This window comes from Sorangiineae bacterium MSr11367 (assembly GCA_037157805.1).
Taxonomy (GTDB): Bacteria; Myxococcota_A; Polyangia; order Polyangiales; family Polyangiaceae; genus Pendulispora; species Pendulispora rubella.
The window spans coordinates 11,062,413-11,084,910 of the sequence record CP089983.1; the positions used below are offsets into that span (position 1 = coordinate 11,062,413).

Genomic DNA, 22,498 nt, shown 5'->3' on the forward strand with positions numbered 1-22,498 from the left:
TTGGCTCCCTCACCCCAGGGAGCCGAACCGGCTAGCGGAGAGCCATGAGCGACACCACCGACCAGCCGCCCTTTTCGACATTGACCTGGGCGGTGCGGGACACGCCACGGGCGTCGAGGCGGATCGTGTGTTTGCCCGCCGGAACGCGAACGCGCGTCACGGCCACGCGGGCGGGAAGCGTCTCCCAGCTGCGTGTGTCGGGCGTGTCGGCGGCGGTGAGCGCGATCATGCTGCCGATGGCCGCGATGAAGCCCACCGTGCTGTCGCGCCCGGCGACGGTCTTCACGCCCTCGCCCACACCGACGCGGGCAATGGCGCGCGTGATGGCGCTCGCCGCGACACGGCCCTCGATGCTGTGCCACTCGGCGCGGACTTGCTTCTCGACGTCGACGGCTTCTTCCAGCCCCACGGAGTGACCATCCACGGTCGCCGCCGGGATCGCGTAGCCGCCCTGCCCCGGCGCCAAGGTCGGGTAGTTGATCCAGATGGCCGCGCCCTCCACCGCGAGCTTGTTCGCCGCCTCGAGATCGTGCGGGTTGATCGCGCTGGAGAAGTAGGTGAGCGCCAACCCGATGGGGATGCGGTTGGCGATTTTGTGCGGCACCCGGCCGTAGCCGACGACCAGAATGATCTCCGCCTCGCCCGTTTGCTCGACCGGCCTGCCCGGAGCTTCCGCGGCGAGCGCGTTCAGGCGCGGGCTCTTGTACGAGGTGCTCTGCATCAACGTGCGCGTCGGCGCGCGCAGTGAGCTGAAACCCTGGAAGGCCAGCGCCTCGTCGTAAAAGCGGAGCGCCTCGTCCGGCTGGCCGCTCTTTTCGTAGCTGAGCCCCGCCAAAAAGCCGCCCAGGCCGATGACCGGATTGTCCTTCTGCCCGAGGTTGTCCACCACGTAGCGCTGCATCACGCTCAGACGGCGCGCCTCGACGCGGGCACCGCTCAAATCACCCCGCTCGAGGTAATTGATCATGTTGAGCGTGTTGATGAGCAGCTTCTCGTACGGCGGTGCCTTGTAGCGGCCCGCCGAGTCGGAAAAGATGTACTGCGCGATGCTGTCGCTGGCGTTGCGCGACAGATCCAGCAGGTCGATGGCTTTGTCGGCCGCCTCGAAGTCGCGCTGGCTATTGGGGAATTGCGCGAGCGACTGCTGAATGCTCGCACGATCCAGCACCAAGAGCGCGTTGTCACCTTGGATGTCGCTCGGCAGGTCCTTGTCCGACTTGACGTCGATCTCGTCATTGATCGACGAAATGGCGGCCTTGGGCTGCCCCTCGTCGAGCGAGGTGCGCATCTGCAGCGTGCGCGCCGTGTGCCCGCCGCAGCCGACGAGCCCCGCGAACGTTGCTAGAGCAACTAGACCGGCCAGACGAGTAAGACGCGAAGAACGAAAAGAACTCACTTCACCATCTTGGTGATGTAAGCCTTGTGCTGCCAGCGGATGGCGCTCGTCTCCACCTCGATGACCTGCATGAAGAAGAAGTACTGCACGCGGCGCGCATCGTCCGTGCGCTCGTCCGACGTGGAGACCTTGCCGGTCACGAAGTACTTGGCCCCGAGCTGACGCCCGTATTGCGCCACGTGCGCCGGGTTGAAGACCGCATTGCGATGGCCTTCCACTTCCGCGATCATCTGATTTTGACGCTCGCGCGAAATCATCGTGACGACGCCCGAGTCGACGAGCCAGGTCTCGGCTTCGCTCAGGATCGTGGTGAGCTGCGATTCGATGTGCTCGCTCGTCTCATTTTGAAACGGGAAGACCGCCACCGTGTCGGCGCCGCGATGGGTGCGCCAGAGATCCATGATGGGCGCGTTGCGCAGGTTGTTCAGGTTCTCCGAAAGCATCCGCTGGATGTCGTCCTTGTCGAGCCCGGTGCTCATGGCCGCGTTGTCGATGCTCGGATCGTGCGAATCGCGAACGTACTCTTTGCCACCGCAAGCCGGGGTGAACGCTCCCAGGGCAACGACGGAAGCCAGGCCAGCCATCACGGAACGAATGCTCATCATGTTTGTCCTCGGTAACACAATTCCACGGGTAGAAAATAGACGCCGGGGCGAAAGTTCAAGCGTAGGTGAGCGCGTGCAATGCGAAAACCGGTCCCACCATGGAGCGGCTCCCAGAGAATTTACAGGAAGACGGGAAGACGGGAAGGTTTGGGGGTTCCGTTGCCCCAGTGAGCCAACTGAAAACCCAAAAACAGCGTCCCGCGCCGAGCGTGCCGTCATTCCTTCCCGTCTTCCCGTCTTCCTGTGAATTCTCTCTTTTTGCGAGTGGGAGAACGGGCGGTCTCGCAACGGGCGTAATCGCGCATCCACACTATTGACGCGCCGTCGTCGCGTTTGGCGCAAAAAGTCAGGATTGGTCGGCGAGGGCGCGGGCCATCGTGGACTCGAGTTCGGCCGCGCCCTGCATGCCTTCGAGCTTGTGCTCGCCGATGTAGATCGTGGGCAGTCCGCGTGACTTGGAGGCGCGAAACTCCGCCGTCTCCTTTTGAATGCGCTCGTCGACTTTGGGGTCGCCGATGCAGGAGCGGTAGGCCCCCAGGTCGAGCCCCAGGGATAGGGCGAGCTTCTCGCAACCGGCCGCCGTGAGATCCTCGGTTTGGAAGAGCGCGCTGGCCATTTCTTCGCCCTTGCCGAGCTGTTCGCCGCAGCAGGCCGCACGCGCCGCATCGAGCGCGTTGGGGTGGATGCGCGTGAGCGGAACCTGCTTGCGCACCACGCGGATCTGCGAGGCATGCGACGCCAGGACCGGCGAGAAGGCCTCGTGCGTCACCCGGCAAAAGGGGCACTCGAAATCCACGAAGTCCACCACGGTGACCTTCCCCTGCGGGGTCTTTTCGATTTCCGCGGCGATGACCGGCGGCAACGTGGAGACGGAGCGGCCGATGAAAAAGGGCACCGCCACCGCGCCCGCCATCGCGACACCGCCCAAAAGACGCGGCACCAACGCCGCGGGCGGGTCCGTCTCGTGGCGTAGGCGGAGGACCGACCCGGCAAAGACGAGCAACGAACACGTGTCGACGATGGTGCAATATGGGCAAAACGTCGCCAGCTTAACTTGCAGCAAGAGCAGGCCCGCACCGATCAAGCCGGAAATGCCGGCCAGGGCCACCTCGACGCGGCGAGCAACGGGCCCGCGCACGAAGAAGGTGAGCGCGCCCAAGGCCAGGTAGCCGAGGAGACCGAACGCGGGCAGCGGCACGCCGAGGAACGACGAGTAGTCGGTCTGCCGGATGCGGTCGCACCCGCCCCCGGACTCGCAAAACAGGGGCGCTGGTCGCAAATAATCGACCAGGAGAAGGGCGCTGACGGTCAAACCGACGAGCACCGGAAGCACAAGGAGCAGAACGTAGGCGAGGGACGAGGTTTTTCGCATGATGGCGGACTCCGCGCGAAACACGCGGGCAAAAGGGTACCATCAGCCGTTGCGCGGCGCCGAGTGAACCCGTAAGGCTGTAACCCTTCATGCTGCGTAATCTTCCCAGCCGCCATCAAGTCCTCGACACCCTTTCGGCCGAATCTCGCCCGGTTCATGCGCGCGAGATCGCCACCCGGTTGGGCGTCGACGACACCAGCTACCCCGGCTTTTTGCGCCTTTTGGACGACCTCGTCTACCAGGGCATCTTGACGGCGCGCGATGGGCACAAGTTCAAGCTTTCGAACGCCACCTCCTCCACCCGGGGCGAGGAACGCGAGGGCATCATCACCATCGCACCGCGCGGGTTCGGCTTCGTCTCCAGCGCGGGGGCCCTGAACGACGACGTCTTCATCCCGCACCCGTCGCTCGGCGGCGCCATGCACGGCGACAAGGTGAAGATTGCCGTCGTTTCGCGCAGCAACAAGGGCGCCGAGGGCTCCGTGCTCGAGGTCCTCGATCGGCACATCAAGCGGGTCGCGGGCACCTTGCGCCGGCGCGGCAAGAGCGCATGGCTCGAGCCGGACGATACGCGCATCCGCGGCCCCATCGTGTTGCCGCGCAACATCGACCAGGTCGCGGAAGAGGGAAACAGCGGCAAGGATGGCGATGCCGCGGTGGTCACCATCGTGCGCTACCCCACGCTGCCCGACGAGAACCCCGAGGGACGCCTCGAGGCGGTGCTGGGCAAGCCAGGCGAAATCGGCGTCGAGGTGGCCAAGGTTCTCGTGCGCGAGCAAGTCGAGGAGGTGCACTCGCCCGAAGCCTTCGCCGAGGCGGAAGCTTACGGCGTCGAGGTGCCCAAGGAGATGCTCGAAGGGCGCGAGGACCTGACGCACATCCCGCTGCCCACGATCGATCCGGAGGATGCACGCGACCACGACGACGCGGTGTGGGTCGAGCGCCTGGAGCACGGCGACGGCTACCGCGCGTGGATCGCCATCGCCGACGTGAGCTCGTACGTGCGCCCTGGCACGCGGACCGACGCGGAGGCGCTCGGGCGCGGCTGCAGCATTTACCTGCCCGACCGCGCCATCCCCATGCTTCCGCGGCCGCTGTCGTCAAACCTCTGTTCGCTGCTGCCCGATGTGATTCGTCTTTGCCTCTGCGCGGAGATCGAACTCGATGGTGCGGGCCGCGTGAAGAAGTCGCGCTTGATCCGCGGCTTCATGCGCAGCGCGGCCAAGCTGACCTACGGCGGCGTGGCGCGGGCGCTCGGTCTGACCGAAAACCCGCCGCGCGATCCCAAGGCCGAGGAGATGGTCGATGGCCTGAAAGTGGCCTACGAGCTGTCGCGCAAATTGCGCACGCAGCGCTTGAAGCGCGGCGCCGTCGACTTCGATCTGCCGGAGGCGAAGATCGTCCTCGGCGACGAGGGCGAGCCGCTCGACGTGATGCGCCGCGCGGAGGATGCCGGCGTCAAACGCGCCTACCAGCTCATCGAGGAGCTGATGCTCCTGGCCAACGAGACGGTGGCGCGCTGGTTCGTGCAGCAGGAGCTGCCCGCCGTTTTCCGCGTGCACGCGGCGCCGGATCCCGAGAAGCTCGACCGGTTCGCGCGCCTTTGCGAGCAGCTTGGCATCGAGTTCGATCTGGAGATCGCCGAGGATCCGAAGCAGATCAGCACCTTGCTGAAGTCCTTCGCCGAGCTGGAAGAAGCGCGCGTGTTGAACATGCTGCTGCTTCGCTCGATGAAGCAGGCGACGTACGACATCGTCAACATCGGGCACTTCGGCCTCGCGTCGAAGGCGTACCTGCATTTCACCTCGCCCATCCGCCGCTACCCCGACTTGATCGTGCACCGCGCGGTGCACGCGGTGCTCATGGGCAAAGGGCATTCGCTGGGCGAAAAGGAGCTCGCCGAAGCAGCCATCCGCTCGTCGACGGCGGAGCGGCGCGCGATGGACATCGAGCGCGAGGTGGCCGATCTCTACCGCGCAGTGTTCATGCGCGAGCGCGTGGGGCAGCAATTCGAGGGGAACGTGACGGCGCTCGTGGGTTCGGGCGTGTACGTGAACCTGGACGAGCCCTTCGTCGACGTGCTCGTTCGCTTCGAGGACCTCGGAGGCGGGACGTACGAGCTCGACGAAGACGGCCTGCGCGCCGTCTCGGAGTCGGGCGATTCCATTCAGCTCGGCGCGCGCATGGCCGTCGAGATCATCGACGTTTCGTTGGTGCGTCGCGCCGTCTATGGCCGGCGCCTGTTCCGCGAGTCCGACCTGGTCGAGCCGAAGAAGGCCCAGCGTCGCGCCGAGAAGAGCAGCAAGAAGAAGGTCGAACGCAAGCAGGAGAAGCACGGCAAGCCCGAGCGGCGCTCCCCGCGCAAGGGCAAGCCCGCGCCGTCGAAGAAGCCGTCTTCGTCCCCCAAGCGCGGGAAGGTCAAGGCAAAGAAAATCGTGAAGACGAAGGGCAAAAAAGCACGCCGCTAGCCTTAGCGTGGCATGCACCTTGCGGAATCAGGGGGCATGCTCCAACGATTTCTTCGCGGGTCACGCGTCATGGGCTCCTGCACCATGATCGTGGTGGCGTGTGCCTGTGGCTCATCGGACGAGGGGAACAATGGATCCAAGCCGCCGCCGAGCCCTGATGCGGGCAACGGCACGCTCGATTTCGACTTTGGCGACGGCAGCGATCACGGCTTCGTGCCCGTCGTGCGCGACGTGCCCGTTTCCATTTTCGAGGCGTATCAATCGCGAAAGGCCAGCGGTTCGCTCGGCCCCGTGGCGCCGCTGACGCGCAACTTCAACGAGTACCCCGAGGAGCAATCGCACTGGCTCACGAACTCGGGCGTGCATCCCATGCCGGACGGGCTCGAGGGCAAAGGCTTCTTGCTCCAAGGGAACAACCACTCCGACGACATGGATCTGCACCTCGTGCGCAAGCTCACGGCAGCCGATGGCGTGCAAGCCAACACGGATTACGACGTGATCGTGACCGTGGATCTCGCCGGCGCCGCGCCCACCGATGCGGTCGGGGTCGGAGGCTCGCCCAACCTGCAAATCAAGGCGCGCGCGGTCACCCAGGATCCGACGGCCTACGCGTACGTCGGGCAGCACGTCCGCTTCAAAGACATCGACATGTCACCGCAGAGCGGAACCGACGTCGGGGTCAACGGCGTCTGCTACACGGAGAACCCGCAGGCCGGTGAGCCGAAATGCCCGCAAGGACGCATCCCGTTCCACCTGAATCGAGGCAAGCCTTCCCGTCCGATCCGCGTCCGCTCCAACGCGGCGGGGGAGTTCTGGCTCACGGTCGGATCGCACTCGGGCTTCGAGAGCTTTTCGGCGATCTATTACGCGCGGATCCAGGTGGAACTGCAGCGAAAATGAGGTGCATGCGCTAGGATGGGCGGCGATGCCATCGTCCCAGCGGGCGCGAGTTTTCGTGATGGCGGCGCTGCTCTCGTTGGCCGCGTTGGCGGGGTGTTCGCGCTCGCCGCCCGATTCGACGCCCGATGGCGTCGTCCGACTCTGGCTCGAAAAGATGGAGACCTCGACGGCGGACCCGAGGGCGGCTCGGGAGGCCTACGCGCTTTTGGGGCCGGCCACGCGGCGCAACCTCGAGGTTCGGGCCGAGCGCGCCAGCCGAATCCAGGGGCGCCGCTTCGAGCCGCACGAAATGCTGGCCGAGGGCCGCTTCGGGCTGAAGTTTCGGCCCAAGACGATGAGCGTCGTGGGTGCGAGCGGGGACGAGGCCAAGGTCGACATCGTGGGGGCCGACCCGGCGGTGGAGCGCGCCACGGTGCGATGTGCGCGGGAAGACGGCGTATGGCGCATCGAGCCTGAGCTTCCGGAAGTGACCGATCTTCCCAGGTGGCGTGATGGCGGGTGACGTCTTATTTTGCCGGCGCCATCATGGCTGACGACCTCTATACCGTCCTGGGCGTCCCCAAAGGCGCCGACACGGACACGATAAAAAAAGCCTACCGCAAGCTCGCGCAGAAGCTGCACCCGGACAAAAACCCTGGGAACAAGCAGATCGAAGCGCGCTTCAAAGCGGTGAACAACGCGTACAACGTCCTGTCCGACGACTCGAAGCGTAAGCTCTACGACGAGTTCGGCGAAGAAGGCCTTCGCGAAGGGTTCGATCCGAACCGGGTACGCGCCTACAAGCAATGGGCCTCCCAGCAGGGTGCCCGCGGCGGTGGCGGCGGGCACGGCGGTGCGTGGACCAACTCCGAGGGCGTGCGCATCGAAGACCTCTTCGGTGGGATCGGCGGCAACAGCGCCGCCGGCGTGGGCGACGTCTTCGGCGATTTGTTTGGCCGATCACGCCGCCAGCCCCGCGGCCCGATGAAAGGGCAGGACCTCGAGAGCCAGGTGACCATCGACTTCGTGTCGGCCATCAATGGCGCCACCATGGATTTGCGCACCGACGGTGGACGAGCCGTCACCGTGCGCATTCCACCGGGTGCCGACGAGGGCAGCCGTGTGCGCATTCCCGGGCAGGGCGGGCCTTCGCCCAACGGCGGCCCACCGGGAGATCTCGTGCTGGTGGTGCACGTCCTCGAGCACCCCTTCTTCAAGCGCGAAGGGGACGACCTTCACGTGAACGTGCCCATCACGCTGAAGGAAGCCTACCAAGGCGCCAAGGTTCGCGTCCCCACCCCCGACGGCTTCGTGTCGCTCCGCGTGCCGGAGGGCACCCAGAGCGGCAACGTCGTCCGCGCCCGCGGCAAGGGCGTCGCGCGGAAAGGCCGCACACCGGGCGATCTCTATGTGCATTTTCTCGTGCGCATCCCCCAGGACCGCTCCCCCGAAACCGCCGCCCTGATCGACCAACTCGGCGAAAAGGACACGAGCGATCCGCGCGAAGAACTGCGCTTCTAAAGCGACCCCGCCACCACGACCCCCGCGTGGGTCGGGGTGACGTTGGGGACGACGCGCACCGGGGCCGTGAACCAGAGGATGCCGCCGGCGACGAGGGCCGCACCGCCGGCGGCGAAGGCGAGGGTCGAGGCCGTCCCCTTCGACGTGGCGTCGTCCCATTTCGAGACGCCCTCGCGCGAACTGCAGGCGTCGCGGTTGGGGCATAGGCCCTCGGCCGCGTCGTGATCGGCACGCGAGGAAAGGCCGAAGTACGCGCCCACGCCGAGTCCGACGACGCCCGCGCCCGCGAACACGAGGGCGACCGTGCGCTGCACCGGCCAGGACGACGTCGGCCGCCGCGGCTCGTGGGCGGGCGGCGCGGCATCCGATGCGAGCGACGGCGCCGTGACCTCGACGAGGCGCATCTCGTGGGTGATGTTCACGGTGGACGACCACGGGCGCTTGCCCGGGGCCGATGCCACGACATGGTGCGCGCCCGGATCGACGAACACTGCCTGCGGGATGTTGCTGATGTTGCGAAGCCGTTCGCCGTCGAGGCTCCACTCGAGCGGTTCGCTCGTGATGAACCGCAGCTGCGGCGTTCGCGATGCGAGGGAGGCGGCGCGTTGATGGGCGGCCTCGGCGCGCTCGGTTTTGCCTGCGGCGCGCGCGATGCGCTCCACCTCGCGAAAGAGCGAGAGCGCCCGGGCGGGTCGCTCGATCATCTCGTAGCAGTTGGCGAGGTTGAACTGCGTGCCCACGCCCGGATCGAGTTCTTGGCTGCGTTCGAGCTTGGGGCATGCTTCGCGGTACGCACCGCTGGCCATGAGCCGGTTGCCCTCGTTGAAGAGCCGATCGGCCTCTTGCTCGACGCCCTGCGCGAACGCCCGAGAGGAACCAAGAAACGCGCACGCAGCCACCGAAACGGCAAGGAGGCGCTGAACCTGCATCGTCGGCCCGAACGCTACCATCTTTGCGCGGCCGTGCGATCTCATGGATCGCCTGGTGCGATCTCGGAGATCGTGCCCACGCCGCCTTGGCGAGCTACAGTCATGGCTACCGATGGGGTCCGATTGGTGGGATATCGCCACGACGCGCTCGTCCCAGAGTGAGCCGACGGCGGTCGAGGAAAGCTATGCATTGCGCGTGATCGACGGTCCGCAAGCCGGAACGCGCTTCGCGTTTGGCGGCACGCCGGGTCGGCGATGGCTCGCGGGAAAAGGGCCTGCATGCGACTTCCGGCTGGAAGGTCCCATGGTGTCGCGGCGGCATGCCGCCTTCGAGACGGATGCCAAAGGCCTGCGCGTCACCGATCTCGATTCGACCAACGGCACGAGCATCAACGGCGTGGCCATTCGCGAGGCCTACGCCAACGACGGCGACCGCATTCGTCTGGCCGAGACCACGTTGTCGCTGGAGCGCGGGGAACCCAAGTCGGTGCCCGTTGCGGGCGACGTGCGCTTCGGGCGAATGCTGGGCGCGAGCCCGGCCATGCGGCGGCTTTACCCGCTCTGCACGCGCTTCGCCCAGAGCGAGCTGCCCGTGCTCATCGAAGGGGAAACCGGCACCGGCAAGGAGGTGCTGGCCGAAGCGCTTCACGAGTCGAGCCCGCGTGCACGGGCGCCCTTCGTCGTGTTCGACTGCACCGCGGTGCCCCCTACCCTCGTCGAGTCGACGCTGTTCGGCCACGAGCGCGGCTCGTTCACCGGGGCGGTGGCACCGCGCAAGGGCGTCTTCGAGGAGGCGCACGGCGGCACGCTGTTCATCGACGAGCTCGGGGAGCTGGATCTGTCGCTGCAGCCCAAGCTGCTGCGCGCGCTCGAGCGCAGCGAAGTGCAACGCGTCGGGTCGAACCAGTGGATCCGCGTGGACGTGCGCATCATCGCGGCGACGAGGCGCGATCTCGACCGTGAGGTCCAGGCCGGGCGGTTCCGCGATGACTTATTTTTCCGGCTGGCCGTGGGCCGGCTCGAGCTGCCACCGCTCCGCGATCGCACCGGCGACGTGGGGCTGCTCGCCTGCCACTTTTGGCAAACGCTCGGCGGTGGCCGCGTGCCCATGCCGCGCGACTTGATCCAACGCCTCGAGGACTACCGCTGGCCGGGCAACGTGCGCGAGCTGCACAACGCCGTGGCGCGCGCCCTCGCGTTGGGCGAGACCACCGTGACGGGATCGGGCATCACCGAGCCGCCGCCAGCACCACGCCAGGGCAACATCATCGAGGAGGTGCTCGCGTGCGAGCTGCCGCTCACCCGCGCCCGCGAGCGCGTGGTGAGCGAATTCGAGCGTCGATACGTCGAGCGCGTGCTCGCCCGCCACGACGGCAATGTGGTGCGCGCAGCCGCCGCGTCGGGCATCGCGCGTAGGTATTTCCAGATTTTGCGCGCGCGTTATTTTGGTTAGAGACAGCCGCTGGACACTTGAAGGCCGTCGTAGGCCATCCAGCCGACGCGTTTCGTGCCCGTGGCGCTGATCACGTAGCCGTAGATGAATTTCATGGTGCCGTCTTGTTGGCGATAACGGCCCGACGCATCTTGCACCCAGAGCGGGACATCGATGGAGGGGGCGCCCGAGTCGGTGGGGACGTCCACGCGCTGGAACTTCGTGCCTGCGGGGTAATGGTCCACGGCGGGCGCGCCAAGGCCCGAGCCGGGGCAGTTGAAGGCGAGGTTCACCGAGCGCCGGCCGTTGGCGCGCAGCTTCGGCAGGTAGTCGCCGGCGGCCTCGTTGCTCGACGTGGAGTCGTAGACGACCTTTTTCGGCTCCAGATTGGGGTCGCTGGCGTTTTTCACCTCGTAGCAACCCATGCGCGCGAGGCCTTCGCTCTTGGCCGAGACATGCCCCACCTTTTGCTCGAAGCTGGTGCGACCGAGGATGCTCGCCATGGGCACCCAGCCCGCGCTGCCGTTCGACGTGGACATGGCAAACGCGTGAGGCTCCCCCACGAAGGTGCGCACCTGGCCGTAGTTGAACTTCATCGTCGTGTTGGTCGACGTCCCGAGCACGTTGCCGTGGCCATCGCGAATGGCCTGCCCTGGCGTGACGCCCCAAGAATCGCTGCCCTCGTTGGTGAGCACGCGGTTGCCGCCTTCCACGCGCAGCTTGCAGTTGTACGGGCTAAGGAGACACGCGTCGCCGTTGACGCCCGGTTCGAGCGCTTGAACGACCGACGCCGCGCCCTCGTCGTCCGTCGAAGCTGCGCACCCTACGCCTGCGAGGCCCATCGCCATGAAGATCCAAAGTCTGGTCATGGCGGGCTGCTAAGCACTACTCGTGCCGGCTGGTCGCCAAGCCCGCGGGGATGCGTGGCTGCATCGGCGGTGCATCCGGCACGGCGTCGGGCTTCGACGTCGCCGCCGGCTCGAGAGGCTTCGGCCTTCGCGGCGGCATCGCCGCACGCCGTGGTGCGGACGCGTCGACGCTCGCGGGCTCGGGGGGCGTCGTCACGACGGGGATCACCGCAGGAGGCGGCGCCGCTTGGGTCGGCGTTGGACTCGCAGCGATGGCGGGGGCGCGCTCCGCGGTGGGGCGAAACACGAGCAGCGCACCGGCGCCCATGCCCACGGCCGCGACGAGCGCACCGGTTCCCAGGCGGCGCCACGAAAAAGGCGCCGACGGTCGGGGCGACTTCAACGTGACGGAATGCTCCGTCACGGCGCCTTCGACCTGCGCGACCAGCTCCGAGCGCGCGGCCAGCGCGGGGCCCGCGACGGAGCGAATCCACTCGGCCACGCGCATCGACGATGCCACGAGGCCCGTGGCATCGAGGTCCTCGGCCATGGCGTGCGCATTCGTGTAACGCTGTGCGGGATCGCGAGCGAGCGCCTTCATCGTGATGCGGTCCACCTCGGGCGGCACGCTCGGATTGAATCGACTCGGCGGCGCGACCTGCTCGGTCATGATGGCCTGCAGCAGCTGCAGCTCGTTCTCGTGGCGAAAGAGCCCGCGACAGGCCAGCGCCTCCCAGAGCACGACGCCCGCGGCATAGACGTCCGTCTGCTGCGTCGCCGCGCCCGAGATTTGCTCGGGGGCCATGTACGGCACCTTGCCTTTCAGGTGCCCATCCCGCGTGGTTCCAAAAAGCCGGCCTTGCGCCTTGGCCACGCCGAAGTCGAGCACGCGCGCGATGCCATCCGCGCCCACGAGCACGTTCTGCGGGGAAACGTCGCGGTGCACGATGTGAAGCGGCTCGCCCTTTTCGTCGCGTGCTTCGTGCGCCGCGTGCAAACCGTTCAACGCGCCGACCAGGATCGAGAGCGCGACCGCCACCGGGATGGTCGTCCCCGCGAGCACCGATGCACGGAGCAGCCCCGCGAGCGATTCGCCCTTCACGTACTCGAGGACGAGGAAGATCTCGCCATCCTGCGCCACGACGTCGAGCGTGGGCACGACGTTGGGATGGTGCACCCGCGCGACGAGCCGCGCTTCATCGACGAAGCGCGAGACCAACTCGGGATCGCGCGCCAGATGCGGGTGCAGCCTCTTGATGGCCACGGTGCGACCGAACCCCACGGCGCCGCGAACGCGCCCCAGGTAGACCGTGGCCATGCCCCCGGCGGCAAGCTCGCCAAAAAGCGTGTACCGGCCGAGGGTGAGAGGCGCCTGCATTTCCTACGTATGCATCAGGATACCCAGATGGGTCAGGGAAGAAAGGCGACGTCGTCGACCCAGAAGTCGAAGGCGATCATCTCCTGGGAGTAAACATGGAAGTCGATCGCATAGACGTGCGCGGAATCCACCTTCGCCGCACCTGCGTCCTTGTCCGGTTCGAGCTTGTCCCAGGTCACCTTGAATTCCTGCCATTCGGTCGTGACGGGGAATCCCTCGCCAAACAGGTCACCGCAGACGCCCGGCGTACAAACCCCGCCCGCCGGGTCTCGGCTCTTGTCGCGAACGTTCAGGTAAACCTTTTGCAGAGGCTCGGCCATCTTGGCGCGGAATCGAATCCCCGAGTACCCACTCGCGTCGTAGGTCTCGCGCTCGCTGCCGGGGACTTGGTTCAGCGCAAAGCGCATGCCGGCCTTCTTGTAACCGCGGCCCGAGGTATGCGCCGCGAACTTGCTGCTTTCCGGCGCCCCCGGCGTGCCCAAGGTAAACGGTGCACCGGGGGAGGGACTCTGCGTTCCTCCGGCGGTTTCGTCGTTGAAGACGGACCAGGCGCCTTGACGTCCCGCGCATCGCGGAATGGCAGCGTTGCCGTCCTCCAGATCGTCGATGAGAAGTGGATCGTCGCACTTCACGGGCGCGTCGGTTGGCGGATTGGAATCCGTCGCCACGTCGGCGCGGCCACCGTCCCCCAACGCATCGGGATCGAGCTCGCCCGACGAGATGCCGAACACGAGGCCGCAACCCATGGCGAAGGGCACGAAGAGAAGACCTGCGAGAGCGCGGCGCATCAGAACGTACCTCGCAGCACGAAGCCGTTCGGCGTCAGCCCGACGGAGGTTTGCTTTTTCGCGCGCGGTGCGGTGAACCACAAGAGGCCACCGCCCACCGTCGCGGCGAGGCCGACACCGAAAACGACGGTGGCGACGGTGGCGCGGGAGACGGCGCTGTCTCGGAGGTCGACGCCCTCTTGCACGCAGCGGTCGCCGTTGCAGTACGAAGCGGCATCGTCGTACTTCGACTTGGCCATGAACGCGAGCACGACACCCGCGCCCATGGCCGCGATGCCCGTGCCGCCGACGATGAGGCCGAGCGTGCGCTGGCCATTGCCGAGCGACGCATCCTGCGGCGGTGCGGTCTCGGGCGATGCCACCGGTGTCGAGGTGTGGGCGGATTCCGACGCAACATCTTCCATGGCCGGAACGGCGATGCGTGCCTTCGCGCCGTTGGGCGCCACTTGGACCTCCGCCCTCCATGGCTTCTTGCCCGGCGCGGTGGCTTCGACGACGTGGGGTCCCGGATCGACCGGCATGGCCACGCCCCACTGCCCCGGCCCAAGCTCGGCACCATCGCGCTTGATCGCGAGCCCCGAGGTCTGCTTCGCGTCCGCGGCCACGGTGAGGTGCGACACCTTGGGGGCCACCGCGCCCGCGCGCTCGCGTGCCCGATCCACCTTCGCGGGATCGTCGCTCGCTTTGGCCGCAACCTCCAGGTAGAGCGCCCACGCCGAAGCGTTTCGTCCGATGCGCTCGTAGCAGTCGGCGAGGAAGTAGCGCGTGTTGACGCTCTCGAAGAGGCGCAGGCTCTCCTCGTACTTGGGGCACGCACGGGCGGGCTGCCCCGCGTCCACCAGCTTTCCGGCTTCCGCAAACAGCGCGGCGGCGCCGGCCTTGTCTTCAGCGTGCGCGACGCCGGGCAGTGCACACACCGCGACGATCGTCGCGGCTGCAAGCTTGGCCCAGGCCCCGCTTGCGTGGCCGTTCTTCGATAAGTTCATTTTAGAAGATGTCGCGTTTGAAGGGATCGGGTTTGGAGCTCCCCGGCTTGGCGGATTTGCCCGACGAGGTACTCGATTTCTTTTTCGTATCCTTGGGCGCGTCGTCCGGTGCAGACGCACTCGCACTCGGCACCGCGGCGGCCGGTGGCTCGCTCTCCGCCTTACTCGACGGCGCGGGCTGTGGCGGCGGCGCGGGTTCTTCGATCTTCGGCGGGGCGGCGGCTGGCTCGGGACGGTGCGTACGGCTCACCAGCCCAATGAGCAGCAGGCAGCCGAGCACCAGGCCCGCCCCCGCACCGATGGCCGCCGCCAACGGGCCCCGTGAGCGACTCGGTGCCGGCCCCGCGACGGTCTGCGTGTTCGTGCGGGCCGCGGCCACCGGCGTAATGGCCGCACTGATCGTCGATACGTGGTGCGTGCGCGGAGGCGCAAGGTGCTGAGGCTGCACCGCGGTGATGTACGCCGGCTGCGCGGCCGATACACCGAGCACACCGCAGATGCGCTCGACCGACGCGCGCGCTTGGTTCGAACCAAAGGGCAACAACGCCAGCGCGAACTCCGCGACCGACGGGTAGCGGTGCCCGCGATCGCGCGCCATGGAGGTGAGGATAACTTGGTCGAGCGCCGGCGGAATGTCGGCCCGCACGCTCCGCGCCGGCGGACGCTCTTCGTTGAGCACCTTGTAGAGAAGGCGCGGCAGATCCCCCGCGTTGAACGGCCGCTGCTGCGTGAGCAGCTCGAAGAGCACCACGCCCATCGAGTACACGTCGGCGCGGGCGTCCACGTCGCGCGCGGACTCGAGCTGCTCGGGCGCCATGTACAGCGGGGAGCCCAGCATGCCGCCCGCGCGTGTGAGGCTCTGATCGTCCGCCTGGAGCACCTTGGAGATGCCGAAGTCGAGCACCTTGATGCACGGCGCTCCATCGGCGTGGCGCGTGAGAAACAGGTTCCCCGGCTTCACGTCGCGATGAACGATGCCCAGCGAGTGCGCCTCCGCGAGCGCCTCGAGGGCCTGCAGCACGAAGTCGACCGCCACGTGAATGGGCATGGGCCCGTTTTGCTCGAGCACCACGGCGAGATCGCTCCCGTCGAGGTACTCCATGACCATGTAGGGGCCGCCGTAGTCGAGTGTGCCGACGTCGGTTACCCGGGCCACGTGCTGGCTGCGAATGCGCACGGCCGCGCGGGCTTCACGGAGGAAACGCTGGACGAGGTCGCCATTCTCCGCGTGCTTCGGGAGAAGCAGCTTGATCGCCACGCGATCCTCGAGCGACAGGTGCCTCGCCGAGACGACGAGCCCCATCCCTCCGTGCCCTAGCACGCGTTCGACTCGGTATTTTCCGAGCAAGACATGCCCCGGTCCGATGATGTGTTCGTCGGGCGAGCTCATAGCCGATACAAAAGAGAACGCGAAACGCCGAGTGGCTATTTGCCACGCCGTGGAGTTCGACGCAATTTTCCGTTGCCACGGCTCAGTTCGCTGGTGCCCGGATTGTTCCGGGGTGGGCCCATGCGACCGAAGCCTGGGTGCACGCCGGGCATGAGGCCTTCCGCGTTGGCGATCTTCAGGAGCAAGGCGCCCAGCTGCTCGCGTTCGCCGTCGTCGAGCGGCGCGCACACGGCGGATTCGTGCTCGCGCCCGATGCGCCCAATCGCCTCGAGGGCACTCTGGCCCTTCGCCGTGAGGTGCAGCGCGTAGACGCGGCGATCCTCGGGGCTATCGCGGCGTTCGATGAGCCCGCGCTCCTGGAGCTCGTCGACCAAGGTCACGAGGCGGCTGGGAAGGATGTGCAGGTAGCCGCTCAGGGCCTGCTGGCTCATGCCAGCGTTGACCGCAATGGCCCGCAGGATCCCCGCGTGCGGCGGCGAAAGATCGAGCGGCGCGAGGCGTTCGGCGAATTGGCCCGCGGCGTGCGAACCGACCTGCGTGAGCAAAAAAGCGATGGGCGGACGCGAAGGTCGACTTTGCACGCCCGAACTATAGACGATGGGCCTGCGCCCGGACCCATGCTGCGAAAGCCCGTGCAGCGCGCGTCGTCGGTGTCCCGCGAAGCGGCGAGACCAGCCAGTACGTAGGCCCCAGCGGCACGGCCGGTTCGAAGGGCGTCACCAGGCGACCATCGCCCACGAACGGCTCGGCGAGCTTCGCGTAAGCGAGCGCCACGCCCTGGCCCGACACGGCGGCCTGCAAGAGCAACGCTCCGTCCGCCAGGTGCAGTCCGCGCTCGCCCCACGCCGGACGCCCGAGCCCCGCAGCCTCGAACCAGAGGTGCCACGCGGCGCGCGGATCCAGATCGTGCAAGAGCGTGACGCGCGCGAGGTCCGCCGGGCGACGCAGACGCGCGGCCAGCGCCGGCGCGCAGACCGGCGTCAGATGATCGGACATGAGCGGCTCGGCGTGCACGCCGGGCCATGCGCCCCGCCCCATGCGAAGCGCCACGTCGGCCGCGCCCTCGGCACCGAGCGTGACGAGGCCCTTTTTCTCGGAGACCCAAACCTCCGCCTCGGGGTGGAGCGCCTGGAACGCGGGCAGGCGCGGCAGGAGCCACGATGCCGCAAACGCCGTGGTGGTGCTCACCCGCACGGTGGCCGCGCGGCGGGCTGCACGCGTGACCTCGCGGGTCGCGGCCGCGACGATCTCGAAGACTTCCCCGAGCGCCGCCGCGTACTGCGCCCCCGCCGCCGTGGGCGACAGACGCACGCCGGTTCGATCGAAGAGCGGCACCTCGAGCCACGCTTCGAGCTGCGCGATTTGCTTGCTCACTGCACCGTGGGTGACGCCCAGCTCCGAGGCCGCCGCCACCGTCGATCCGAGCCGCGCGGCCGCTTCGAACGCGCGCACGGCATTCAACGGGGGCAGCTGCCTCGCGGGGCCGGCGGAAGACCTGTGAATTTTGCTCACAGCCCCGGAGGATAACGCGCTGGTGGCGCCGGCGCGAAGGGGCCACCTTGCGGTGCATGGCTCATACGACTTGGCTCCTGTTCTTCACGGTGTCCCTGGCGGCGGTCGCCACGCCGGGCCCGGCGATGCTGACGATTCTCGGCCATGCCCTCGCACGCGGCGGCCGTCCCACGTTGCCCGTCGTCCTTGGCAATGCGTTCGGGGCGCTGCTCTTGATGGCCGCGTCCATCGCGGGCCTTTCGGGCCTGCTGGCCGCGCTCCCGCACGGCTTGCAAATCATGAAGTGGGGCGGCGCCGCCTACCTCTTCTGGCTGGGACTGCGCGCGCTTCGGTCGAAAAAAGACGGCGGCGCGCCAGCCGCGGCGAAAGAACGTGCACCCTTCGCGCGCGGCGTGTTCATCGCGCTCTCGAATCCGAAGGCGCTCTTGTTCTACGGCGCCGTGCTTCCGCAGTTCGTCGATGGCTCGCGACCCGTGCTTCCGCAATTCGCCATCATGGCGGGGACGTTCATCGGCCTGGAGCTGACCATGACCGGCACCGTGACGTTCGCCGCCCACCTCATGGCGCCACTGATCCGCCGCACGAGCTTCCAGCAACGCTCCGAGCGCGCCGGTGGGGCCATCATGATGGGCGCCGCGGCGCTCTTGGCCATCGCACCGGTGAAGGCGCGATGAAGCGGCTTACCCCCGACGTCGCGGCGCTCGTCTTGCGCCTCGGACTCGGCACCATGTTCCTCTTCCACGGCGGACCGAAATTGCTGGGCGGCCCGGAGACGTGGACTCGATTCGGCACGGCGATGGCGGCGCTCGGGATCACCTTTGCGCCGGCCTTTTGGGGGCTCATGGCCGGCCTCGCTGAATTCGGCGGCGGGTTGCTCTTGATCCTCGGCTGGTTCTCCCGCCCGGCGTGCCTGCTGCTGGTGTTCACCATGCTCGTGGCCACATCGAAGTTGGTATTGCGCCACGACGACTTCATCGCATGGTCGCAACCGGTGGAAGACGCCATTGCATTGCTGTCGTTGTTCGTCTTGGGCCCGGGCCGATACCGCATCGTGCGACGAGCGTCCGTCAACCGGTAATGTGCCATTTACAGGTTACGGCTCGCCACCCAATTTCGCACCGAGCCGCGGTCCGTATAACGTGGCGCCATGCACCGATCGCGCTCCGCCTTTCTTGCCCTCGCTGTCACCACCCTAGGCTCCCTCGCCTTGGCGCACTGCTCGCGCCCAGGGGATTCCTCCAATCCATCGTCCCCGGCGGCCTCGGACTCCATCGCGATACCTCCCCCGCCGCCGCCCGCCGCGTCCTCCTCGGCCCCAACTTCGTCAGCCCCTCCCCCGCCGGCGCCCACTGCAGCGCCGTCCAAGCCATCGGCGGATTGCGGCATCAAAATGGATGACTGGTGTCCGAGCCCCGCCGGCGATCCGTGCGGCAAACACAAAGACGCCAAGAGCTGCAAGGCCGACTCCAAGTGCAAGGGCATGCCCTTCCGCGGCGAAACCTTCGCCCCCTGCAACGACGACGGCCGCGGCTTCTCCACCAACTGCCCCACGGTGGGCTGCCTCTCGCGCTAACCCCTAGAGCGATTGTCTTACGGGAACCGTCCGCACCGAGCTTCCTCCACACGGATCGCAACCGCGAGCGTTCTGTTCATGCTCAACAGCTCGACCGTGGCTCGTCCCGAGGGAGTTCTCCCGACGATACGCATGTCCTCACCGACCGCGAAGTGTTCATTCCATCGATCGTGCCGCGGATTGTAGGTGGCGACTCGCGCACCGGTGGCCGGATCGAGGGCATGCGTGCGAGCACCTTTTCGGAGCGAACAAGAAACGCACGCCAGAGCGAGATTTTCGTACTCCGTGGGCCCCTCTTCGCTTCGAGGGTGCACGTGATCCACGTGAAAGGTCGCCTCCTGAAAGGCTTGCGAGATCCCACAATACTCGCAGCGATTTCGAGCGCGATCACGGACCCGACGCTGCAACGAAAGCGGGACGTAGTCCCGATTCATTCGGCTGCAGAGGAGCCGCTGCCCTGCGCGCGGAGCCTAAGAAGGGTCAGAAGCTCGGAGAGTTCCACCAACCCCTCGGCCTCTGCGGCTTCATCGACATTCAGCGGCTCGCCGCGATCCTGCTTGTCGAGCAAAGCCTGGAGGCGACGATCGACCCCCTCAGGCAAACGAAGACGCGCCAAGTCGGTTGGAAGCTCCATGTCGATCCTCACCGTTGCGTTCGCTGCCATGACCGTGCCTCGCTTCAAAAGATAACAAAGCGCCTTGGGTTGGCCAGGCGCGCAGGGTCCGCGCATTTCTTGGCCCAATGTAGGTTTACGACCCACACTTACCGCATCGTGAGAGAGGCCCGTGAGGTCACACTAGGTTGGCGGGGGAAGGAACGGATCTTTGGTGCGGAGAAGCCTGGGCTGTCCAAGGCCATGCCCGACCCAAAGGTTGCATACTGCACGTATGATGGATCGGGGGAGCTCCTTTATGGAGACAACCTGGCGGTCTTGAAGGCGCTGGCGGCCAAGTACGGGGAGTCGGTGACGCTGGCGTACCTCGATCCGCCGTTTCTGACCAACCGCGTCCATCATGCGAAAAAGAAGGGCAAAACGCTCGACGATCGGACGGAGTTGCCGGCGTTCGATGACCGCTGGACCGATAGGGCGGCCTACTTGGAGGCCATCGGGGAGCGGCTCGTGGCCGTGCGGGAGTTGCTGTTGCCGCACGGCTCGGTGGTCATCCACGTCGATCCGAAGACCAGCCACTATGTAAAGGTGCTCTGTGACGAGATCTTTGGCGACGACTGCTTCGCCAGCGAGATCGTGTGGAGGTACCGGCGCTGGCCATCGAAGACGCCCAACTTTCAGCGCGTGCACGATGTGTTGCTGCGTTATCGCAAGGATGCGCGGCATGCCCCGCGGTGGAATACGCTGTACGAGCCGCTTGCGGCGTCGACGTTGGCGACGTGGGGCGCCAACAAGCAGCGGGCGGTGTATGCGGAAAGTGGAAGGCGGGCGCGATCCTCGACGACGCGCGAGGCCACAGCCGGTGTGCCGATGGGGGACGTCTGGGAGATCGGCGTCATTGCACCCGTCGCGCGGGAACGGACGGGCTATCCCTCGCAAAAACCCGAAGCCCTGCTGGAGCGCTTGCTTCAATCCTTGAGCGATCCCGGTGACTTGGTGCTGGACCCCTACGCTGGGAGCGGTACGACCCTGTCGGTGGCGGCTCGACTGGGGCGGCGCTTCGTGGGCATCGATGCGAGCGAGGTAGCGATTGCAACCGCGACCCGGAGGCTTTCGGCGCTTGAGACGCCGAGCGTCCCCGCGTACGGTAGCGCGGTTCCCTCTCCCTCGCGGTAATCGCGCTATGCCCCGATGAAGCTTACGTCTCGACAACTGGCCTATCTTTTCGTGACGGCCGGCGTCACAATCTTCGCCTTCTCTCAGAACCAGCAGCTCGGCACGTGGCTGCTCGCGGTGGGAGGCGTGGGCGTGTTCATGACCTTGATCGCCGCCCTCGAAAATCCCGGCGGCGGGGGCGCCGAGCAGCTCGGCCCCATCGCGGATGCGCTCCGGCAAGTCGCCAACGGGCAACGCCCCGTGCTTCCCGCGGGCGCCAACCCGCAGCTCGCCCACGCCTTCGACGAACTGGCGAAGGTGATGGACGCCCGCACCCGCGAGCTGGGCGAGCACACGGCCCGCGATACGGATCTCGCCGAGGCGGAGCGCGCGCTGGACGAAGTGGGTCGACGGCTCGTCGAGGGGGTGAGCTTGCAGGCGTCGGCCGCGGAGGAGACGTCGAAGTTGATCCGCGAGATGACCTCGGCCATCCGCGAGATGGCGGCTCACGTGGAACAACTGACGTCGAGCGCGGAAGAGTCGAGTTCCTCGATTCTGGAGATGACTGCGACGAACGACGAGGTCGCGGAGAACGTGGGCGAGCTCGCCGGAAGCGTGCGCGAGACGGTGAGCTCCATCGAGGAGATGGCCTACTCGATCAAAGAGGTCGCGAAGAACGTCGACGCCCTCTCGCTCACCGCCGAGGAGACGAGCTCCTCGATGAACGAGATGGACGTCTCCATCGACCAGGTGCAGTCGAACGCCAACGAGACGGCGCGCCTGTCGGAAGAAGTGGCCCTCGACGCCGAAAAGGGCGCAGAAGCCATTTTGAAGACGATCAGCGAGATCTACCGCATCAAGGAGAGCTCGCAGGAAGCGGTCAGCGTCATCAGCAACCTGGGTTCGCGGATCGAAGCCATCGGCCAGATCGTGAACGTCATCGACGACGTGGCCGAGCAGACGAACCTGCTGGCGCTCAACGCGGCCATCATCGCCGCGCAGGCCGGTGAGCAGGGCAAGGGCTTCGCGGTCGTGGCCGACGAGATCAAGGACTTGGCCGAGCGCGCGGGAACGAGCACGCGCGAGATCACCGATTTGATCAAGACGGTGCAGAGCGAAAGCAAGAATGCGATCGCCGCCGTGGAGCGCGGCGCGCACAACGTCGATCGCGGCGTCGAGGTTTCCAACGAAGCCGAGCGGGCGCTGAAGAAGATTCTCGAGAGCAGCCAGAAGTCGACCAACATGGTGCGCGCGATCGCGCGGGCCACGGTGGAGCAGGCGAAGGGCTCCAAGCAAGTGACGGACGCCATCGGCCGCATCGCCGAGACGGTGCAGCAGATCGCCGCGGCGACGGCGCAGCAGGCACGCGGGTCGGAGCTCATCATGAAGAGCGCCGAGAAGATGCGCCTCATCACGCAGCACGTGGAGCGCAGCTCGCAAGAGCAGTCGCGCGGCGGGCGGCAGATCACCAGCGCCATCGAGAACATCTCGGCGATGGTGAATCAGCTCAACGTGACGCATCGGACGCAGTCGCGCGGGAGCGAGCAGGTGCTCAACGCCGCGGGACGCATCGAGGAGAGCGCACGCCAGCAAGAGACGTCGCTGCGTCAGCTCAATGCCGCGCTGGAGCGGATGCGGAAGATCACGCCACGGTGA

23 protein-coding genes are annotated in these 22,498 nt (G+C 66.9%); 10 read left to right on the forward strand and 13 right to left on the reverse strand.

Going from position 1 to position 22,498, the window contains the following annotated elements:
• Positions 1-31: 31 nt before the first annotated feature.
• The 3 genes from LVJ94_42910 to LVJ94_42920 form a co-directional block, all read right to left on the reverse strand.
• Positions 32-1,396, reverse strand: a complete 1,365-nt coding sequence (locus LVJ94_42910; GenBank protein WXB03643.1) for a hypothetical protein — start codon at positions 1,394-1,396, stop codon at positions 32-34.
• Positions 1,393-2,001, reverse strand: a complete 609-nt coding sequence (locus LVJ94_42915) for a penicillin-binding protein activator LpoB (protein ID WXB03644.1) — start codon at positions 1,999-2,001, stop codon at positions 1,393-1,395. Before LVJ94_42915 ends, LVJ94_42910 begins: the two co-directional genes overlap by 4 nt.
• A 346-nt stretch (positions 2,002-2,347) precedes the next feature.
• Positions 2,348-3,373, reverse strand: a complete 1,026-nt coding sequence (locus LVJ94_42920; protein ID WXB03645.1) for a thioredoxin domain-containing protein — start codon at positions 3,371-3,373, stop codon at positions 2,348-2,350.
• 89 nt (positions 3,374-3,462) lie between these two features.
• Between LVJ94_42920 and rnr the strand changes: the two genes are divergently transcribed.
• The 4 genes from rnr to LVJ94_42940 are packed head-to-tail and all read left to right on the forward strand — an operon-like array spanning position 3,463 to position 8,241.
• Positions 3,463-5,841, forward strand: coding sequence for a ribonuclease R (gene rnr, locus LVJ94_42925; GenBank protein ID WXB03646.1), 2,379 nt, complete (start codon positions 3,463-3,465; stop codon positions 5,839-5,841).
• A 36-nt stretch (positions 5,842-5,877) separates the two neighbouring features.
• Complete coding sequence (locus LVJ94_42930; GenBank protein ID WXB03647.1) at positions 5,878-6,741, forward strand: hypothetical protein; 864 nt, start codon at positions 5,878-5,880, stop codon at positions 6,739-6,741.
• A 25-nt stretch (positions 6,742-6,766) separates the two neighbouring features.
• Entirely contained in the window at positions 6,767-7,243 is a 477-nt protein-coding gene (locus tag LVJ94_42935) for a hypothetical protein (GenBank protein ID WXB03648.1), read from the forward strand.
• 23 nt (positions 7,244-7,266) lie between these two features.
• Entirely contained in the window at positions 7,267-8,241 is a 975-nt protein-coding gene (locus tag LVJ94_42940) for a DnaJ domain-containing protein (GenBank protein ID WXB03649.1), read from the forward strand.
• Here LVJ94_42940 and LVJ94_42945 read toward each other — a convergent pair.
• Positions 8,238-9,215 (reverse strand): tetratricopeptide repeat protein, encoded by a 978-nt coding sequence (locus LVJ94_42945; GenBank protein ID WXB03650.1) that lies wholly within the window; start codon positions 9,213-9,215, stop codon positions 8,238-8,240. The two genes, LVJ94_42940 and LVJ94_42945, sit on opposite strands and share 4 nt — an antisense overlap.
• 67 nt (positions 9,216-9,282) lie before the next feature.
• Between LVJ94_42945 and LVJ94_42950 the strand changes: the two genes are divergently transcribed.
• On the forward strand, positions 9,283-10,623 hold the full coding sequence (locus LVJ94_42950) for a sigma 54-interacting transcriptional regulator (GenBank protein WXB03651.1): 1,341 nt from the start codon (positions 9,283-9,285) through the stop codon (positions 10,621-10,623).
• Here the strand turns inward: LVJ94_42950 and LVJ94_42955 are convergent.
• The 7 genes from LVJ94_42955 to LVJ94_42985 are packed head-to-tail and all read right to left on the reverse strand — an operon-like array spanning position 10,620 to position 17,504.
• The gene (locus LVJ94_42955; GenBank protein ID WXB03652.1) at positions 10,620-11,471 is read right to left on the reverse strand and encodes a hypothetical protein; all 852 of its coding nucleotides are present in this window, start codon (positions 11,469-11,471) and stop codon (positions 10,620-10,622) included. The two genes, LVJ94_42950 and LVJ94_42955, sit on opposite strands and share 4 nt — an antisense overlap.
• Positions 11,472-11,487: 16 nt before the next feature.
• A complete protein-coding gene (locus tag LVJ94_42960) occupies positions 11,488-12,828 on the reverse strand; it encodes a protein kinase (protein ID WXB03653.1) in 1,341 nt (446 codons plus the stop codon).
• A gap of 32 nt (positions 12,829-12,860) precedes the next feature.
• Positions 12,861-13,616 (reverse strand): hypothetical protein, encoded by a 756-nt coding sequence (locus LVJ94_42965; GenBank protein WXB03654.1) that lies wholly within the window; start codon positions 13,614-13,616, stop codon positions 12,861-12,863.
• A complete protein-coding gene (locus tag LVJ94_42970; GenBank protein ID WXB03655.1) occupies positions 13,616-14,602 on the reverse strand; it encodes a hypothetical protein in 987 nt (328 codons plus the stop codon). The genes LVJ94_42965 and LVJ94_42970 overlap by 1 nt, the downstream gene beginning before the upstream one ends.
• Before the next feature lies 1 nt (position 14,603).
• Positions 14,604-15,992, reverse strand: a complete 1,389-nt coding sequence (locus LVJ94_42975) for a serine/threonine protein kinase (GenBank protein ID WXB03656.1) — start codon at positions 15,990-15,992, stop codon at positions 14,604-14,606.
• A gap of 35 nt (positions 15,993-16,027) precedes the next feature.
• Positions 16,028-16,573, reverse strand: a complete 546-nt coding sequence (locus LVJ94_42980; GenBank protein WXB03657.1) for a MarR family transcriptional regulator — start codon at positions 16,571-16,573, stop codon at positions 16,028-16,030.
• 7 nt (positions 16,574-16,580) lie between these two features.
• The gene (locus LVJ94_42985) at positions 16,581-17,504 is read right to left on the reverse strand and encodes a LysR substrate-binding domain-containing protein (GenBank protein WXB03658.1); all 924 of its coding nucleotides are present in this window, start codon (positions 17,502-17,504) and stop codon (positions 16,581-16,583) included.
• Positions 17,505-17,560: 56 nt separating this feature from the next.
• Between LVJ94_42985 and LVJ94_42990 the strand changes: the two genes are divergently transcribed.
• The 3 genes from LVJ94_42990 to LVJ94_43000 all read left to right on the forward strand — a co-directional run bounded on the left by LVJ94_42990 (position 17,561) and on the right by LVJ94_43000 (position 19,077).
• Positions 17,561-18,178, forward strand: coding sequence for a LysE family translocator (locus LVJ94_42990; protein WXB03659.1), 618 nt, complete (start codon positions 17,561-17,563; stop codon positions 18,176-18,178).
• A complete protein-coding gene (locus LVJ94_42995; protein WXB03660.1) occupies positions 18,175-18,582 on the forward strand; it encodes a DoxX family protein in 408 nt (135 codons plus the stop codon). The genes LVJ94_42990 and LVJ94_42995 overlap by 4 nt, the downstream gene beginning before the upstream one ends.
• Positions 18,583-18,651: 69 nt before the next feature.
• On the forward strand, positions 18,652-19,077 hold the full coding sequence (locus LVJ94_43000; protein WXB03661.1) for a hypothetical protein: 426 nt from the start codon (positions 18,652-18,654) through the stop codon (positions 19,075-19,077).
• Positions 19,078-19,094: 17 nt separating this feature from the next.
• Here LVJ94_43000 and LVJ94_43005 read toward each other — a convergent pair whose 3' ends face one another.
• Positions 19,095-19,511, reverse strand: a complete 417-nt coding sequence (locus LVJ94_43005; GenBank protein ID WXB03662.1) for an HNH endonuclease — start codon at positions 19,509-19,511, stop codon at positions 19,095-19,097.
• Positions 19,508-19,741 (reverse strand): hypothetical protein, encoded by a 234-nt coding sequence (locus tag LVJ94_43010; GenBank protein ID WXB03663.1) that lies wholly within the window; start codon positions 19,739-19,741, stop codon positions 19,508-19,510. Before LVJ94_43010 ends, LVJ94_43005 begins: the two co-directional genes overlap by 4 nt.
• A gap of 192 nt (positions 19,742-19,933) precedes the next feature.
• Between LVJ94_43010 and LVJ94_43015 the strand changes: the two genes are divergently transcribed.
• Positions 19,934-20,863: a site-specific DNA-methyltransferase gene (locus tag LVJ94_43015; GenBank protein WXB03664.1), complete on the forward strand. Its 930-nt coding sequence runs from the start codon at positions 19,934-19,936 to the stop codon at positions 20,861-20,863.
• A 15-nt stretch (positions 20,864-20,878) separates the two neighbouring features.
• Positions 20,879-22,498: a methyl-accepting chemotaxis protein gene (locus LVJ94_43020; protein WXB03665.1), complete on the forward strand. Its 1,620-nt coding sequence runs from the start codon at positions 20,879-20,881 to the stop codon at positions 22,496-22,498.